This is a genomic window from Hymenobacter sediminis (assembly GCF_003231285.1).
In the GTDB taxonomy this organism is placed as follows: Bacteria; Bacteroidota; Bacteroidia; order Cytophagales; family Hymenobacteraceae; genus Hymenobacter; species Hymenobacter sediminis.
Genome location: NZ_QKNS01000003.1, coordinates 471,921 through 487,814, shown reverse-complemented (window position 1 = coordinate 487,814; position 15,894 = coordinate 471,921). Strand labels below are relative to the sequence as shown.

Below are 15,894 nucleotides of genomic sequence, written 5' to 3'. Positions count from 1 at the left end.
AAAAGCCCCGGCACCTTACGGCACCGGGGCTTTTCTGTGTTACGACAAACTGGATTACAGCAGCTTATCCAGGTAAATCGGCAGGTCGCGGACGCGCTTGCCGGTGGCGTGGTACACGGCGTTGGTGATGGCGGCGGCTACGCCCAGCAGGCCGATTTCGCCTACCCCCTTCACCCCCAGCGGGTTTACTACGTCGTCTTCCTCCTCCACGAACAGCACCTCGATGTCGTTGATATCGGCCTGCACAGGGATGTGATACTCCGAGTAGTTATGGTTCATGTAGCGCCCAAACTGGTGGTCCATAACGGTTTCCTCCATCAGGGCCATGCTGATGCCCCACACAATGGAGCCCAGCACCTGCGAGCGGGCGGTTTTGGGGTTGAGGATGCGGCCGGCGGCCACGGCGTTGAGCACGCGCGTAACGTGCACGGTGCCAAACTCCTCATCTACCTCCACCTCCACAAACACGGCGTTGTGCGAGTGCATGGAGTGGGTAGCCTGTTTGAGCAGGTTGGGCGTGGCGGAGGTATCAGTTTCCAGCTTGGTTTCGCCGCTGGCCTGCAGTACGTCGCGGATAACCACGGCGTTGTCGGGGTCCTGGCGCAAGCGGATCTGGCCGTTCACGAACTCCACTTCGTCTATGCTGGCACCTTTCAGAGGCGAGCCTTCCATCTTCTGGGCCAGCTTGAGCAGCTTCTCACCGATGGCTTCGCACACGCTCTTCACCGCCGAACCTACCGAGGCGGCCGTCCAGGAACCGCCCTGCACGGGGGCTTCGGGCATGTCGGTGTCGCCGAGCTTGAAGGTGACGGCCTCCAGGGGCAAGCCCAGGGTTTCAGCCGCAATCTGGGTCATGATGGTGTAGGTACCCGTCCCGATGTCGGCGGTGGCGCTGGAAACCAGCAGTTTGCCGTCGGCGGTGAGGGTAGCCTTGGCGGCGGCTTTCTTCTGGGTGGCATCCCACACGCCGCCAGCCATGCCATAGCCTACCAGGCGGTTGCCCTTGCGCATGGAGCGGGGCTGGGGGTTGCGCTGGTCCCACCCGAATTTGGCCGCGCCCTGGTGGTAACAGTCGCGCAGGCGCTTGCTGGAGAAGGGTTTGCCGGCATTCTGGTCTTCTTCGGCGTAGTTGCGGATGCGGAAGTCGATGGGGTCAATTCCGGCAGCGGCGGCCATTTCGTCCATGGCTACTTCCAGGGCGAAGGAGCCGGTAGCAGCGCCGGGCGCGCGCATGTCCTGGGGCGTAAATACATCCAGCTTGGCCAGCTGGTAGCCCAGCTTCACGTTTTCGCACTGGTAGAGCATGCCGCTCCAGTTCACCACGTTTTCAGTATACTCCTCAAACTGCGAGGTCTCGTGGAGGGCGTGGTGCTGAATGGCGGCCAGGGTGCCATCGGGGTTGGTGCCCAGCTTCACGTACTGCAGGGTGTGGGGGCGGTGGCCGAAGCTGAACATCTGCTGGCGCGTGAGCGTGACGCGCACCGAGCGTTTCAGCTCCAGGGAAGCCAGCACGGCCAGAAACACCGAGTACTGCGGCCGCAGCCCCGAGCCGAAGCCGCCGCCCATGTACTGGTTAATCACCCGGCAGTCGTCCTTGCTCAGCCCAAAGATTTTGGTGAGGTAGTTCTGTACGTTTACTACCCCCTGGGTCTTGTCATAGACCGTCAGCTTCTTGTCGCCGCGCCACTCTACGGTGGCCCCGTACATTTCCATGGGGTTGTGGTGCTGAGCGCCGTGCACGTACTCGTGCTCGATGTGGTGCTCAGCCTCTTCCCAGGCCTGGTCGGGGTTGCCGCGGGGCGGCGGTGGCGGCATCCAGCCCGATTTGCCCCGGCCCGGCTCAAAGCCTTCGTCGCGCTTGGCTTCGATGTCGGTTTCGTGGGCTTCTTCCTCGTAGTCGATGCGCAGCACCGAGGAGGCGTAGCGGGCCAGTTCCAGCGTTTCGGCCACTACCAGGGCAATGGGCTGCTGGTTGAACTTGATTTTGTCTTCGTGCAGGGGCCGGAATGGCGAGCCGCCGGGGGCTACGTCGTCCTTGTAGTTGCGGTCGAACCAGGCCAGGCCGGGCACGTTTTCGTGCGAAAACACCTCCAGCACGCCCGGAATAGCCAGCACTTCATCAGCGTGAACTTTGGTAATGCGGCCTTTGGCAATGGGGCTGCTCACCACCCAGCCGTAGGCCATGTTAGGCACATGGAACTCGGCGGCGTAGGTAGCGGCGCCCGTCACCTTGGCCGGGCCGTCAACCCGACTCGTGGGCTTGCCGATATAGTTGGTCGTGCTCATGGATTCGAGTTTAAAAAGACGTCGGATGCGTGCTGGCTGCCTTCGGCGGCTTGCTTAAGGGCGCGCACAATGGCGCGGCGGGCCAGCTCAATCTTGAAGTTGTTGGAGCCGTAGCCTTGGGCGCTTTCTACCACTTTGGCGGCGGCACGGGCAAAGGTTTCGGGGGTAGCGGGCTGGCCTTTCAGCAGGTTTTCGGCCTCCTGGTCGCGCCAGGGCTTATGGGCCACGCCGCCCAGGGCCAGGCGGGCATCAGTAATGGTGTCGCCGTCCAGCTCCAGGGCCGCCGCCACCGATACCAAGGCGAAGGCGTAGGAGTTCCGGTCGCGCAGCTTGAGGTAGCTGAAGTTCTTCTCGAAGCCTTTAGCGGGCAAATCGAGGCCGGTAATCAGCTCGCCGGGCTCCAGGTTGTTGTCGCGCTCCGGGGTGTTGCCGGGTAGGCGGTGGAAGTCCTCGAACGGAATGGCCCGCTCCCCGTTCGGCCCGCTCACACGCACCGTGGCGGCCAAAGCAGCCAGGGCAATGCACATATCGGAGGGGTGAGTCGCAATGCACTGCTCGCTAGCCCCCAGAATGGCATGAATGCGGTTGAAGCCGCCAATGGCCCCGCAGCCCGAACCCGGTTCGCGTTTGTTGCAGGGGGTAGCGGTGTCATAGAAATAGTAGCAGCGGGTGCGCTGCATGAGGTTGCCGCCGTTGGTGGCCATGTTGCGCAGCTGCGGCGAAGCTCCGGCCAGAATGGCCTGGTTCAGCAGCGGGTAGCGGCGCTTTACTTCCTCGTTCCAGGCCGTATCGGCGTTGGTAGCCAGGGCGCCCAGGCGCAGGCCGCCCTCGGGGGTAGGCTCAATAGCAGTAAGCGGCAGCTTGTTCAGCCCCACCAGGTGGGTCGGGCGCGCCACGTTTTCCTTCATCAGGTCGAGGATGTTGGTGCCGCCCCCGATGTAGGCCGCGCCCTCATGGCTGGCGTTGTCGCGCACGGCGTCCTCGACGGCCGTAGCGCTGGAGTAAGTGAATGGATTCATGGTTGAGAGCTTAGAACTGAGAGGTGAGAACTTAGAATTGGGCGAGACGCAGATGGCAGTGCCATCTACGCTCTATCTTCTAGACTCTGAGCTCTTGGAATCCACTACCTCCTTCACCGCATTCAGAATGCCGGCGTAGGCGCCGCAGCGGCACAAGTTGCCGCTCATGTGCTCCTTTATTTCCTCCTCGGTATGGGCACGGCCTTCGTTGATGAGGCCCTGGGCCGAGCAGATCTGGCCCGGCGTGCAGTACCCGCACTGGAAGGCGTCGTGGTCGATGAAAGCCTGCTGCAGGGGGTGCAGGTTTTCCTGGCTGCCCAGGCCTTCAATGGTCGTGATGTCGTGGTCTTCGTGCATCACGGCCAGCGAGAGGCAGCTGTTGATGCGCTTGCCGTTCACCAGCACGGTGCAGGCGCCGCACTGCCCATGGTCGCAGCCTTTTTTGGTGCCCGTGAGGTGGACGTATTCGCGCAGGGCATCGAGCAGGGTTGTCCAGGGCGCAATCTGCAGCGTGTGCTGCTGGCCGTTGATGGTGAGGCGCACCGTACCCGTGGGCGGTGGGGCAGCCACCCCACCCGCTTGGGCCGCGGAGGTTGAGGACTGTTGTATCATGAGAGAAAGAATAGTTAGGTGAGGGTGCGAGCGGAAAGCAGCTACCCGGCCTACCGCGCCCAGGGGGAGCGAACCGAACAGCGAGTTTCCTTTACGCCGGATTTCGGCCCCACGTTATTCTTTTGCTCGTATTTTCTCTCTTAAAAATCCTATATATACAAAAGCCCGACAGTGAAAGACTAATCTTCAGGCAGTTAATTGGTTATGCATACAGATTCTAAATATTCACCTACTATCTCTTCCCCAGGTCTATGCCTCTAACATTCCCTACGTTATATATCATGGAACATAACGAAATACATCTGTTTACTTCACCCACACGCGCTGCTTAGTGGGCTTAGTACAGCACTTGTGCACTACCCGCTTCGGGCCAATTCGCCTCGAATGCGGCTTAAGGATTCAGGTGTGATGCCAAGGTAGGCGGCAATGTGGCGCTGGGGTAGTCGCCGGGCCAGTGTGGAATAGAGCTGCAGAAACTCCTGGTAGCGCACCTCCGCCGGGGCGCTGAGTACGCCAATCAATCGGCGCTGCAGCGCCACCACGCTGTTTTGCAGCAGCTGATAAAAGAACATCTGGAACTCCGGCCCGAAAGCTTGCAGCCGGGCGTAGAACTCGGCCCCAAACACCAACACCTCGGAGTCTTCCAGAGCGTCGATGGAGAACAGGGCCGGTTGTTGCCGCGCTAAGCTGTGCTGATCAGAAATCCACCAGTTTTCAGGCGCGAATTGCAGAATGTGCTCCTTCTGGCGCTCGTCGGTCACGAAGCTGCGCAGGCAGCCCCGCACCACAAAGGCCCCATAACGTCCTACCTCCCCCTGGTGCACCAACACCTCGTGCCGAGCCAACTGGCGCGGCGTGAGCAGCTCAGCCACCTCCGCAAACTGCATTTCGGAGAGCGAGAGCTTATCAGACAGGTAAGTGCGCAGGGCGTCGAGCATCTGATAATCAGGTTATGCAAACAACTGTCATGTCGAGCGGAGTCGAGACATGACGTTCTTACGCTATGTAGCAGGTCTGCCCAAAGGTAAAATAGATACCCTACCCTTCGCCATGAGTTCAGGTAGGCGTCTTGCCTTTGAACCCATGTGAGGGGTAGGGTATCAATACTCTTGCGCCCTATCTCCTACCCTATTGACTACGGCTGGGTGGCTTTGGGCAGGTGCCCGATGCTGAATAGGATTTCAAATCTGTTGATGGGCGGTGCAGCCGGCATATAAAGTACTACCCCATCCACGGGTGGCAACACATCGGCGGAGTGGTTTCGCACTTTTCCGAGTCAGGTTGCCATAGCTGGGTTTTCTATATTCACGCCTCTATTCGTTAGCTACCTGTATGCCCAAATCTTTATTGCCACTTTGTGCCTTAGTGAGCCTGTTCACGGCTTGCCAGACCCAACCCAACGAAACACCAGCCGCTGCCTCCACGCCCGCAGCAGGTGCACCCCAGTCGCCCGCTCAACCCACAGCGCCTGAGGCTGCCGCTGATGAGGTAGACGAGGCCCGGCAATGGCTGATGACCAGCGTGGAAGACTACTATCACTCGGACAGCCCCGGAGCCGATGCCAAAGCTGATACCGATACCACTGCCGGCATTTATACCCGGCGCTACAAAGCCTACAAGCTCGAATCCATCAACCTAGAATTCGCGGAGGACCAAGACAGGGCCGTGGCGGATTTTGAGAAGAAGTGGGAGGGCCAGTACAACCCCAAGTATGTAGGGGCGGGCGGCTTCCTGTTCACCGCTCAGGATTACGGCAACCTGAAGGTCACGCGCTGCACGTTCAAAGAGCGCACCAAGGACAATGGGTACCTCTTCAACGTCACCATTCGGGACCTGACCTACAAGACGGATAATCAGGGCGACATCAAAGTGCTCCGCACGGCCCAGGGCTATAAAATTGACGACGTGCTGGAATACTAGCCCTACGCCACTCGTCATGCCTCCAAGCGTCTATGGGTTGCCCCTAGCCGAGCAGGTAGCCGACGCCTTAGCCGCGGGCCGAACACTGGTGCCTTACCACCGCGACTACGGCGGCCTGGGGCTGGCCTGCGTAGAGGGCGCATCCATTTACGCCGAGGTCTGGGATGGGCAGCTGCAGAGCCTGAACACTATTGATGAGCGCCCGCCCTACGCCCTAACTTTCCCCGACCGGGCCACCTTCGTCAGTTGGCTCAGCCAACAGTCGGACGCCACGCTGAGCCGGCGGGAAATGGCCAATTCATTCTACTGGAACAACCAGACTATCACCCGTCGGCGCCTGCGTCAATTCGTTGAGGAAGACCACTAGCTGCGGCGGATAGGCCTTTCTGCCCCTGCCGGCCAAACCCTAGCGCGGGTTGATGGGCCGCGCCCGGAGCAGCAGTAGTCCGGCCGCAAACACTACCCCTACGCTCAACAGCAACTTGCCCAAGCCGCGCAGAGCGGTGCTCAGCTCGGGTTGGCTGGTGAAGGTGTGCGTCGGCTCCCGAGCGTAGTCGTTGTGGGTGAATTCGACTTTGCGGAACAGGAAGGGGTAGTAAAAGGCCCGGAGTGCATCGTGGTAGGCGGTGGCGCTGCGCTGAAACTTCAGGTGGGTTGGCAAGTCGGTGCCGGCCAGGGCGTTGAGGCTGCTCTGGGCGTTGATGGCCGGGGAGAGTAGATTCAATTTCTCCACCAGGTCGTAGCGCTGCTGGAGGCCGTTGGCGTAGGCGGCGGCTTGCTTGGCCACGGCCAGGTCGCCGAGGTGCTGGAAGGCGTAGTACCAGCGCCACACAAACCGCTCCCGGATGGTAGCCGTGTCGCGCCACTGCGGATACAGGGCAAAGAACCGGTTCATAGTCTGGGTCTTCGGCCGGTCCCAGCCGGCATGGATTTCCTCGCGCTGCTTGATGGTCAGCTCGATGCCCTGGGGCACCGGGTGGGCCGCCGCCACGCCCAGATTCAGCAGGCTGGGCACCAGCACTACCAGCAGCAGCCACACGCCCAGCAGGGTTACGGCGTTGAAGGCCGAGGTGCGCTGCAAGGCCGTGATGATCAGTGCTACCCCAAACCAGAACAGGCAGTACAGCGTGCTCAGCCCCAACCACGTACCTACCCGGCCATCCAGCGGCACCTGGGCCCAGAGCATACCCACCACGGAAAGCAGCCAGGCCAGCCCTAGCACCACGGCCAGACGGAAAGCCAGCTTCGCACTTACTACCACGCCGGGGCTTACGGGCTGGGCCAGCAGCAAGGTCAGGATGCCTTCTTCCCGCTCACTGGACAGCAGGTTGAAGCTCAGGGCAATGATGAGCAACGGAAACAGGTACACCAGCACAAACGCCAAGTCGAAGTTGCCGCTCAGCACCTTCATGGGGTTGGTATTATCGGTGGCGTAGAGCTGGTTTTGCAGGCCCAGCAGGCGCAGCTTCACGTAGTAGGGGTTTATGTCGCGCTGGCCCAGGGAGAGGGCGGCCCAGGCGTCGGGGTGGTGCACGGCGTAGGTGGTGTGGTAGTAGCCAATGTCGCCGGCATCAGCGGGGCCAGGAAATTTCACCTTCAGCTCCTCCACGTTCCGGCGCGAAAGCTCGGGCAGGGTAGTAAGGTGCTGGCGTTGGCGCTCCATTTCGGTGGTGCCGTAGTAAATGCCGTAGAGGCCCGTGAGCAGCAGCAAGGCGCACAGCAGCACCAGCCCTTTAGCGGCCCGGAAGTGTCGCCACTCGTAGGAAAACAGAAGCCAGAATATTCTCATCAGATCAGGCAAGTCGGGAGTTGGAAATCAGGCGCAGTCCCAGCCAGCTCAGGCCCACAGCCCAGAGCAACAGGGCCACCACAGGTAGCAGCAGGTGCGGCAGGGCCCAGCCGAGAGGTGGCGCCTGGTAGGCAAAGAGGGGTAGCTGCTGCCAGGTGTGCGCATCGAGCTTGCGCTCTTTGTCGCCGTAGCCCATGCTGGTTTGCAGGGCATTCAGGCGCTGCACCAGGGCGTAGCGGTAAGCTTCGGCGGCCTGCTGAAAGTGCACATAGTGGGCGAAATCGGAGCCGGCCAGGCCCATCGACAGCGGCCGGATGGCCTGGTAGGGGTTCAGCAGCCCCACCCAATCGGAAAGGCGGTTCTGCCGCTCGTAGGTGGCGTTCAGGTCGGCGAAGTGCTGCTGGTACACCTTGGCCGAATAGGCTTCGCTCTCACTCATCACGATACCACCCACGCTCACCGGCAGCTTTTCCTCCGAATCGACGCCGTACTTTTTGAGCAGCCCCGCCTTCAGGGCGGCCGAGCGTTGGTCTTGCGGGTCGTGGCCGTTGATGCCGTGCTGAGCTTCCTCGTGCACATCGGCGTCCATCTGAGCCTTGGTCACGGCCGGGTACAGGGTAGCACCCAGGTTGGCGGTGGCTTTAGGCAGAATGATGCAGCCCAGAATCCAGAGGCCCAGCAGCGTAACCAGCGCCGCCCGGGAGCTGGCCTGTACCGCCGACACCACCACGGCGCCCACAATGAACAGGAAAAAGTACACCGCGTAGCTCAGCACGAACAGCACGAGCCGCCCTACCAAGTCAGCGCCGGAAGTAAACTCCTCCGTCCCAAACAGCAACGCGGCGGCCAAGGCCAGGGCCGGCGCTACCACCAACGCCACGGCGCGGCTGTAGCCCCAAATCTTGCCCCAGGCCACTTGCCGCAACGATACACCCTGGCTCAGCAACAGCTTAAGCGTACCCGTTTCGCGCTCCTGGGTAAAGGCCCCGAAGCACAGAAAAATAATGAGCAGGGGCACCAGCATCTGCAGCACAAAGGCCACCGTCATTTCCCCAAACCGAATCAGGGAGCCCGACTGCTGGGCCTGGCTGAAGTTGACGCTGTTTTGCTGGTGCGCCTCCAGGAACACCGAGGTGCCCGTAAACGAGTCCACGCCCGAGTCGAGCAGGCTGAGGCCGGAACGGGGCCGGAAGGCAAAGGAGCCGTAGTGGGCCACGCGGTGCGGATGCCGCGCCGGCTGGTGCCGGAACTGGTCGTTGACGGTTTGCTGGGCTAGCTGCCGCTCCTGTTGCAAGGTTTGGTAGCTGGCCCGCCCTACCAGGGTAGCGGCCAGCAGCAAGGCCAGCACCAGCACGCTCAGCACCAGAAAACGCTTGTCGCGCAGGGTGCTGACGAATTCTTTTTGCGCAATACTATGCATCATCGGGGGCGGGCTAGTTGTGCATGTAGGTGAGGTAGAGCTGCTCCAGCTCCTGGGCGTTCAGGGCCGCCGTGGGGCGCACATCCACCAGCTCGCCCTCCCGCATGATGCCCACGCGGGTTCCTACCTCCTTGGCCCGGAAGATGTCGTGGGTGGCCATGAGCACGGCCGTGCCCTCGGCGCTCAGCTGGGTCAGCAGCTGCGAAAACTCGTTGGAGGCTTTGGGGTCGAGGCCGGAGGTAGGCTCGTCGAGCAGCAGCACCTTGGCATGCTTGGCCACCGCAATGGCAATACCCACCTTCTGGCGCATGCCCTTGGAGTAGGTGCCCACGCGCCGGCGCACCGCCTCGGCGGGCAAGCCAGCGTGGTGCAGGTAATCGAGCAGCTCTGCCTCTTTGTATTTGAAACCTGCCAGACTGCTGAACAAAGCCAGGTTTTCCAGGCCCGTCAGGTGGGGGTAGAGCATCACGTTTTCCGGAATGTAGGCCAGGTGCTCCTTGATCTTGAGCGGATTGGCGGCTACCTCCATGCCATTCACAAAGGCTGCCCCCGACGTTGGCGCAATGAAGCCCAGAAACAGGTTGATGGTCGTGGATTTGCCCGCGCCGTTCTGGCCCAGCAGGCAAAACACCTCTCCCGGCTCAATTTGCAGGTTCAGCCCCTGCAGGGCCAGCTTGTTGGGGTACTCCTTGCGCAAGTCGCGCGCTTCCAGAATGTAGTTCATATGCAAACAGGTAGTGTATCGTGATATTCGCCCCTTCTGAACTGTCAGGCTTATTCTGGCACCTGCAGAGCTAAAGAATTCGCCGAATCATCTTCCGTTTCGCTTCGTCCTCCTTCCTGACCGTCATGTCGAGCTTGCTGAGACATGTCGCTTGGGTCGTCAGGTTAGTATGGTAACATCAGCACGCGAGATGTCTCGACTAGCTCGACATGACGGTTTAAGAGAAGCACACCGGACGGCTCGACAGGCTCAGCATGACCGTTCTCTTCGTGTTCTTTGCCAGGGGGTTAATCCACTTAGAAAGTGTAGCCCACGGTAGCCATGAAGTTGCGCGGGGCGCCGGGGCTGGTGCGGAAGTAGTCGTACCCGCCCACGAAGTAGTACCGGTCGAGCAGGTTGTTCACGTTCAGGTGGAAGTTGAACTTGTCCACGGTGTAGAACAAGGCAGCATCGAGCACCGTGTAAGAGGGCCAGTGGCCCCAGTACTCCTCCCCTGTCGTGGTGTTGGTTACCCGGTTCTCGGTGCGGCGGGCAGCTACGTAGTTGCCGCCGAGGGCCACGCCAAACCCACGCAGCGCCGGCGTTACAAACGTGTACTTGGTCCAGAGGCCCGCCGAATGCTTGGGCGCATTGGCCAGCGGCTGCCCATTTTCGGCGTCCAGCTGGGCGTTCCGAATTTCAGAGTGGTTGAAGGCGTAGCTGGCGTTCAGGCTTAGGTTGGGAACGATGTTACCAGTCAGCTCCAACTCAGCCCCGCGGGAACGGGCCTCGCCGTTCTGGCGATACACCGGTGCCCCGTCGGGCGTGAGCGAGCCGGTGCTTACCAGTTGGTTGCGCTTCACAATCTGGTACACAGCCACGGTCCCGAACAATGCTTTATTGAAGAACTCGCCCTTCAGACCAGTTTCCAGCTGATAGCTGGTTTCGGGGTCGAAGGATGAGTTGCGGCCGTAGCGCTCCGGAAACCGAACATACTCAGGCTTGAGGGGCCGGAAGCCGGCGCTGTAGGAGGCGAAGTAATTTAGGTTGTCGCGCAGAGCGAAGGTGAGGCCGGCGCGCGGCAGCAGCTTGCGCTGCTTGATGTTGTCCGAGCCGTCGCCGTAGTCCCGTTCATCGGCAAACAGCTCGTAGCGGGCTCCCAGCAGCAGGCCCAGGCGCGGCGTCACGGTTATCTGATCCTGCACATAAAGGCCGGTGGTGTGATACACCGAGTTGATGTAGTCGATAAAGAACTGGGGCAGCGGCCGGCGGACATACTTGGTGGGGTCCTGAATTTCGTACACCGGGTTTTTCAGGTCGAAGGTCAGCGGCGTGGCTACCCCATTCACCAGCTTCTGCCGTGCCTCAAACATGGTGCTTTGCTTGTCGGTAGTGAAGCGGATGTAATCCAGGCCCGCTACCACCTTGTGCGTAATGGAACCCGTGGAGCGGTTCAGGGCAAAGTAGGCCGCCAGGTTTTTGGTGTACTCTTCGGCGCGCCGGTCGAAATAGCGCAGGTTCATGACCGTGTTGGCGGGCGCGTCGGCGTAGGTATTCAGGGTGCGGTGCTCGCTCAGGTTCTCGTTGTAGGTGAAGTCGAGGTAGGACGCATTGAACGACAGCCAATCGGTGAATTTGTGATTGAGCGAGGCGTTGAGGTAGTAGGTGCTGGTGCGGAAATAGTCGCTTGGCTGGCTTAGGGTAAACGAGCGGGGTAGGGCGTACAAATCACCGCCCCGAATAGGCAAGCCGCGGTCCAGAAACCCATCTACGTGGGTGTACACCAGCTCGGCGTTGATGGTAGTTTTGTCGGTAGGCAGGAAGGTGACGGTGGGCGCTACCATCACGGAGCGGGTGTCGTTCACGTCGCGGAAGGTGTTCGACTTCTCGAAGCCCGCATTCAAGCGGTAGAGTACGTTTTTGCGTTCGTTCAGGGGGCCTGTGAAGTCGGCCGTGGCGCGGGTGGTGTTGAAGCTGCCACTAGAGAAGCTCACCGCTTTGCGGGCCACATCCAAGGGCTTTTTGGTCACCATGTTCACCGTGCCGCCGGGGTTGATGTCGCCGTAGAGGGCCGCGCCGGGGCCTTTCAGCACCTCCACCCGCTCCAGGTTCACCGTCAGGGGAGCTTGCGTAAAGGAGTTGCCGTAGCTAAAGCCTGAGCGCAGCCCGTTGAGGAGTCGGAAGCCGCTTTCGTAGCCGTTGCGGAAGCCCCGGATGGTCAGGTCGTCGTAGTGGGAGTATTGCGTGACGCCGGCAATGTTTTTCACCACGTCGGGCAGGCGCAGGGCCTGGCGGTCCTCCATCAGCTCCTTGGTAACGGTGGAAATGGATTGGGGCACATCTTTCAGCGCCGTCGCCGTTTTGGTGCCCACAAAGCTGTAGTCGCTCTTGTAGGTGGTTTCCTTGCGGCCCAGCACTTCCACTTCCTGGAGGGCATTGGTGCTGGCGCGCAGGGTAAAATCGACCACCAAGGCGGGCGTTTCGGCGCTCAACACAACCGTACGCTGCTCCTGTTGGTGGCTCAGGCTACGGGTGATGAGCGTGTACTCGGCCAGGGGCAGCTGATCCAGGGAGAAATGCCCTTCGGCGTCAGAAAGGGCCGAAAACCGCCCGGTTTTCTCCACTACCGTAACGCCTTCGAGGGCCTGGCCGGTGGGGCTGATGAGGTGGCCGCTGATGCGGCCGGTGAGTTGGCCTAAGGCCAATTGGGGAAGAACAAGCAGTAGAACCAGTACAATGCGTGGCATAGAGGTAGGCCGCACCGGGCCTGTGAGCTGAGGCATCAGCTCCTGATAATGAACCAGAAAAACGAAGGAAAAAGGGGTAGGCCGCTACACGCCCACCGCGCCGGACGACCCGCAGGAATACAGCAGGAGCCCACTGACCTGAATTCAGGCAGCCGGAAAAAGGACGCAGGCCACTACGGACGCGGAATTACCAGCGCAGCTGGTTAGGCCCGGCAGGTTGCCCGGCCCCCATAGGGGTAGCAAAAGCCCGTGGCAAATTAGGCGCGGGCCGGCGGGCCGCGCAGCGAAGCGCCGTCGAGCAGGTGCGAGGCCCGGCACACCGGGGCCTGGGGCCGGTACACCGCGTAAGCCAATAAGCGCACGGGTTCCGGCAGCTTGATGGGCACCGCTGGCTGGAAAGGCGCATTGTAGAGCTGCTCCACGGAACAGTGGAGGTGCTTAGCTGAAAGCAGGGCCTTGTGCTTCCCCAACGTGACCGAGCTGCTGGTCAGGGGCGCATCCTCGGTGTGCTGGTGGAAGTGCAGGCGCAGGACAGCGGCCTCGGGTGCTAGCACCCGCAGTAGCAGGCTCAGCAGCCACCACGCTATCAGTTTACGCCCCGTTTGCACTACCCTTGTTTCCGCGTCATATCCGACAAAGGTAGAACAATTATTAAAGATGCATCAATGATGCATGTTTTAACTGAGGAGCTTGACCACACATGAATTGTCACTGCCGCATCTCCTACCCCTCTGCTTTCCTTCAACTTCACCCTGACTTCTTACAGCCCATACGTCACCTGCAGGTAATACAGCCCGCCCACGCTGGGGCCGCCCAGGTAGCTCACGTAGTAGTGGTTCAGCAGGTTGCTGGCGCCCAGCTTCAGGCGTAAGTTGGGGGTAGGCAGGCGGTAGCTGACCTGGGCATCGAGGGTGCTGTAGGCGGGCACGTAGCCGTTAACCAGGAAGGTTTGAGAGTAATAGCGGGCCTGCCAGCGGAAGTTGAGGCCAAAGCCGAAGTTCTTGATTACATCCTCATTGCCCAGGCTCAGGTTGTAGGCCCAGCGCGGGGTGTTGAAGCCATCTTCCAGCCCGTCGGCAGACTCGGTGCGGTCGAGGCGGGCGTAGGTGACGCTGGCGCCGGCCAGGTAGCCGCCCGCTACGTCGTAGCGCAGGCCCAGGGAGCCGCCGTAGTTGTACACCTGGCTTTGGGAGTTGGTCCAGAGGCGGTAGCGCGCCTGGCCGGCGCGGGCGCTCAGAGCAGTAGCTACGGCGCCTAGGTCGGCACCGGCAGCAAGCGGCTCGCCGGCAGCATTCACGGGCACGTAGGCTTCTACCTGGGCAATAAAGTCGCGGTAGGTATTGTAGTAGAAGTCCACGTCGGTCAGCAGGCGGCCACCGGGCAGCAGGGCCGCCTTATAGCCAAGCTCCACGGACTTGATGTGCTCGGGCCGCAGGTAGGTGTAGGGGTTCTTCACCAAGGTGCTCTGATTTTTGGCAATGGCCTGACTGCGCGAGAGGCCGTTGGTGTTCACATCGCGCGTCACGGCCGCGCCAAAGGCATCAATAGAGCTGCGCAAGTAGCTGTTTTCGAATACCCCTTCCGACATCACCCGCAGCCCCCCGATGCGCTTCACCTGCCCGCTATTCACGTTGGAAAATCCCTCGAACAAACTCGGAAACCGGTAGCCGCTCTGGTAGCTTACCCGGAAGTTGTGGCGCTGGGTAGGCGAGTACACGGCCGTCAGGCGCGGGTTGAAGCGGGTGCTGAAGTAGTCGTTTTTGTCGGCACGCAGGGTAGCGGTAAGGCGGAGCTTCTCGCCCGGCAGCAGCCGGGCCCCGGCCTGCACGAAGCCACCGGTTTTGCCGTAGGTCAGGGTGCTGTGAGGGTCCTCCCCTTGCTCAGGGTTGATGAAGTAGTTGCCATCGGGCTGAATGAAGTAGGTGCGGTGGTCGAGGCCCACCAGCAGATCAGCCCAGGCGGGCAGGGCTTTGCCTCCCCGGCGCAGGGCCTCCCCTACGTTCACTTGGCCCTCGGCGTGGAGTAGTTCGGCCTGCACGCGCAGAGCCGCGCCCTGGTCCCAGTTGTTGATATCGGCCAGCTCTCGCAGGCGCTGCTTGAACGCGGGCGTGCCGGGCTGCAGGCGGCCGGCATCGGCGGCAGCCCGGGCCGCGGCGTGGGCCTGGGCCACGGTTTGGCCGTCTTGCGTGGCTCTGTTCCAGGCGGCGGTGTAGTCGTCGTTCCACTGCTTATCGGGCTTGAAGCTACGGTCCAGGTTTTCGGCCATACTGCGCAGGTTGTAGCTGCGGCCGGTATTCTCCTGGGTGAAGTAGGCCCGGGCCTGCACCACGGGGGTAGTCAGCTGCAGGGCGTGCTGTTGCAGGTGATAGTCACTGAGCTGAAACCGGTTGCTGCGTTGATATACGTTATCAAAGTTGGCACCCCGGTAGGTGTAAGCCAGCTCGGCGTTCGGGGCCAGCTTGTAGTGCACCGCCGCGTCGTAGCGGAAGGTTTGCAGGTGGTAGTCCACCACGTCTTTTTCGAGGTAGCCGGTGCGGGCCACTTGGTAAGTTTTGCCTCCCAGCGTCAGATTCGAGCGGTTCGAAGACTCGTTGCCGTAGCTGCTTACCGGGTCGCGGGCGGGGTTGTCGGGGCCCAGCAGGCCGGTGGTGGCGTTGCCATTCGGGTTGATGTCGGTGGGGTCGGTAGCCATCCAGTCGTAGCCGCGCAGGTAGGTACCGTTCACCTTGAAGGCCAGTTTAGGGCTTAACGCTTTGGCGTAGCGCACACTGGTTTCGGAAAAGACGTGCGCGCCGGTGTTGGCGTCGTTTACATGGTTCACCCCTACCTTCTGCTGCACGCTCAATCCTTCGCTGCGGAACGGGTTGCGGGTACTGAAGTTGGCCAGCCCATTAATGGCGTTAAGCCCGTACAACGCGGCCGCCGTGCCCGGCACAATTTCCACCGCCTGAATGTCCAGGTCACTCGGTCCCAGCACGTTGCCGATGGGTCCGCCGATGTGGGGTGCCTGGTTATCAATGCCGTCCACCAGTTGCACGAAGCGCACATTGGTGGTATTGCTGAAGCCCCGGGCGTTTATCACCTTGAAGCCCAGGCTGGGTGTAATCACCTGCACACCCTTTACGTGCTCAATGGCATCGAAAAACGACGGGGCCGGCGTGAGCCGCAATTGCCGCGCCGTTAGCTTCTCCACCGTCACCGGCGACTGTAAGATGCTCTCCTCCACCTTCGAGGCGGCCACCACTACTTCCCCCAGCCGCGTCGTATCCGCTAGCGCTGACTGGCTCTGGGCCAAACTGGTCAGGGGCGTGGCGCAGAGTAGCGTTAGGGGAAGTTGGATCAGAAGCCGGGGGTAGGGAGTATCGTCGGGCATGCGTTATATTTTGCTAAACATAACG

General features: G+C 61.1%; 13 protein-coding genes. 2 read left to right on the top strand and 11 right to left on the bottom strand.

All coding sequences use genetic code 11. The features are described from left to right. Positions 1–54: 54 nt before the first annotated feature. The 5 genes from DNI29_RS11165 to DNI29_RS25120 all read right to left on the bottom strand — a co-directional run bounded on the left by DNI29_RS11165 (position 55) and on the right by DNI29_RS25120 (position 5,184). Entirely contained in the window at positions 55–2,286 is a 2,232-nt protein-coding gene (locus tag DNI29_RS11165) for a xanthine dehydrogenase family protein molybdopterin-binding subunit (protein WP_110978181.1), read from the bottom strand. Further along, on the bottom strand, positions 2,283–3,305 hold the full coding sequence (locus DNI29_RS11160) for an FAD binding domain-containing protein (protein ID WP_110978180.1): 1,023 nt from the start codon (positions 3,303–3,305) through the stop codon (positions 2,283–2,285). Before DNI29_RS11160 ends, DNI29_RS11165 begins: the two co-directional genes overlap by 4 nt. 72 nt (positions 3,306–3,377) lie before the next feature. Beyond that, a complete protein-coding gene (locus DNI29_RS11155; RefSeq protein ID WP_110978179.1) occupies positions 3,378–3,917 on the bottom strand; it encodes a (2Fe-2S)-binding protein in 540 nt (179 codons plus the stop codon). Between the two features lie 356 nt (positions 3,918–4,273). Further along, positions 4,274–4,855 carry a Crp/Fnr family transcriptional regulator gene (locus tag DNI29_RS11150; protein WP_110978178.1) on the bottom strand — a complete coding sequence of 194 codons (582 nt, stop codon included), beginning with the start codon at positions 4,853–4,855 and terminating at the stop codon, positions 4,274–4,276. A 197-nt stretch (positions 4,856–5,052) separates the two neighbouring features. After that, positions 5,053–5,184, bottom strand: a complete 132-nt coding sequence (locus DNI29_RS25120) for a hypothetical protein (RefSeq protein WP_262510217.1) — start codon at positions 5,182–5,184, stop codon at positions 5,053–5,055. A gap of 65 nt (positions 5,185–5,249) precedes the next feature. Here DNI29_RS25120 and DNI29_RS11145 point away from each other — a divergent pair, with 65 nt between their 5' ends. Next, on the top strand, positions 5,250–5,837 hold the full coding sequence (locus tag DNI29_RS11145; protein WP_123823215.1) for a hypothetical protein: 588 nt from the start codon (positions 5,250–5,252) through the stop codon (positions 5,835–5,837). Positions 5,838–5,853: 16 nt separating this feature from the next. Continuing rightward, positions 5,854–6,204 carry a hypothetical protein gene (locus DNI29_RS11140; RefSeq protein WP_123823214.1) on the top strand — a complete coding sequence of 117 codons (351 nt, stop codon included), beginning with the start codon at positions 5,854–5,856 and terminating at the stop codon, positions 6,202–6,204. Between the two features lie 39 nt (positions 6,205–6,243). On the opposite strand, the gene DNI29_RS11135 is transcribed toward DNI29_RS11140, so the two are convergent. The 6 genes from DNI29_RS11135 to DNI29_RS11110 form a co-directional block, all read right to left on the bottom strand. Then, positions 6,244–7,626: an ABC transporter permease gene (locus DNI29_RS11135; protein WP_110978175.1), complete on the bottom strand. Its 1,383-nt coding sequence runs from the start codon at positions 7,624–7,626 to the stop codon at positions 6,244–6,246. 4 nt (positions 7,627–7,630) lie between these two features. Then, positions 7,631–9,049 (bottom strand): ABC transporter permease, encoded by a 1,419-nt coding sequence (locus DNI29_RS11130; protein ID WP_110978174.1) that lies wholly within the window; start codon positions 9,047–9,049, stop codon positions 7,631–7,633. 10 nt (positions 9,050–9,059) lie between these two features. Beyond that, entirely contained in the window at positions 9,060–9,770 is a 711-nt protein-coding gene (locus DNI29_RS11125; RefSeq protein ID WP_317048750.1) for an ABC transporter ATP-binding protein, read from the bottom strand. 296 nt (positions 9,771–10,066) lie between these two features. Further along, positions 10,067–12,532, bottom strand: a complete 2,466-nt coding sequence (locus DNI29_RS11120; RefSeq protein ID WP_110978173.1) for a TonB-dependent receptor — start codon at positions 12,530–12,532, stop codon at positions 10,067–10,069. Positions 12,533–12,753: 221 nt separating this feature from the next. Beyond that, complete coding sequence (locus DNI29_RS11115; RefSeq protein ID WP_162303583.1) at positions 12,754–13,050, bottom strand: hypothetical protein; 297 nt, start codon at positions 13,048–13,050, stop codon at positions 12,754–12,756. 206 nt (positions 13,051–13,256) lie between these two features. After that, positions 13,257–15,869: a TonB-dependent receptor gene (locus DNI29_RS11110; RefSeq protein WP_110978171.1), complete on the bottom strand. Its 2,613-nt coding sequence runs from the start codon at positions 15,867–15,869 to the stop codon at positions 13,257–13,259. Positions 15,870–15,894: the final 25 nt, after the last annotated feature.

What these genes read in the sequence shown, in the direction of transcription:
- DNI29_RS11120 (WP_110978173.1), bottom strand. Translation starts at nt 12,532, where the DNA reads ATGCCTCAGCTCACAGGCCCGGTGCGGCCTACCTCTATGCCACGCATT.
- DNI29_RS11160 (WP_110978180.1), bottom strand. Translation starts at nt 3,305, where the DNA reads ATGAATCCATTCACTTACTCCAGCGCTACGGCCGTCGAGGACGCCGTG.
- DNI29_RS11165 (WP_110978181.1), bottom strand. Translation starts at nt 2,286, where the DNA reads ATGAGCACGACCAACTATATCGGCAAGCCCACGAGTCGGGTTGACGGC.
- DNI29_RS11130 (WP_110978174.1), bottom strand. Translation starts at nt 9,049, where the DNA reads ATGATGCATAGTATTGCGCAAAAAGAATTCGTCAGCACCCTGCGCGAC.
- DNI29_RS11145 (WP_123823215.1), top strand. Translation starts at nt 5,250, where the DNA reads ATGCCCAAATCTTTATTGCCACTTTGTGCCTTAGTGAGCCTGTTCACG.
- DNI29_RS11125 (WP_317048750.1), bottom strand. Translation starts at nt 9,770, where the DNA reads ATGAACTACATTCTGGAAGCGCGCGACTTGCGCAAGGAGTACCCCAAC.
- DNI29_RS11155 (WP_110978179.1), bottom strand. Translation starts at nt 3,917, where the DNA reads ATGATACAACAGTCCTCAACCTCCGCGGCCCAAGCGGGTGGGGTGGCT.
- DNI29_RS11150 (WP_110978178.1), bottom strand. Translation starts at nt 4,855, where the DNA reads ATGCTCGACGCCCTGCGCACTTACCTGTCTGATAAGCTCTCGCTCTCC.
- DNI29_RS11135 (WP_110978175.1), bottom strand. Translation starts at nt 7,626, where the DNA reads ATGAGAATATTCTGGCTTCTGTTTTCCTACGAGTGGCGACACTTCCGG.
- DNI29_RS11110 (WP_110978171.1), bottom strand. Translation starts at nt 15,869, where the DNA reads ATGCCCGACGATACTCCCTACCCCCGGCTTCTGATCCAACTTCCCCTA.
- DNI29_RS11140 (WP_123823214.1), top strand. Translation starts at nt 5,854, where the DNA reads ATGCCTCCAAGCGTCTATGGGTTGCCCCTAGCCGAGCAGGTAGCCGAC.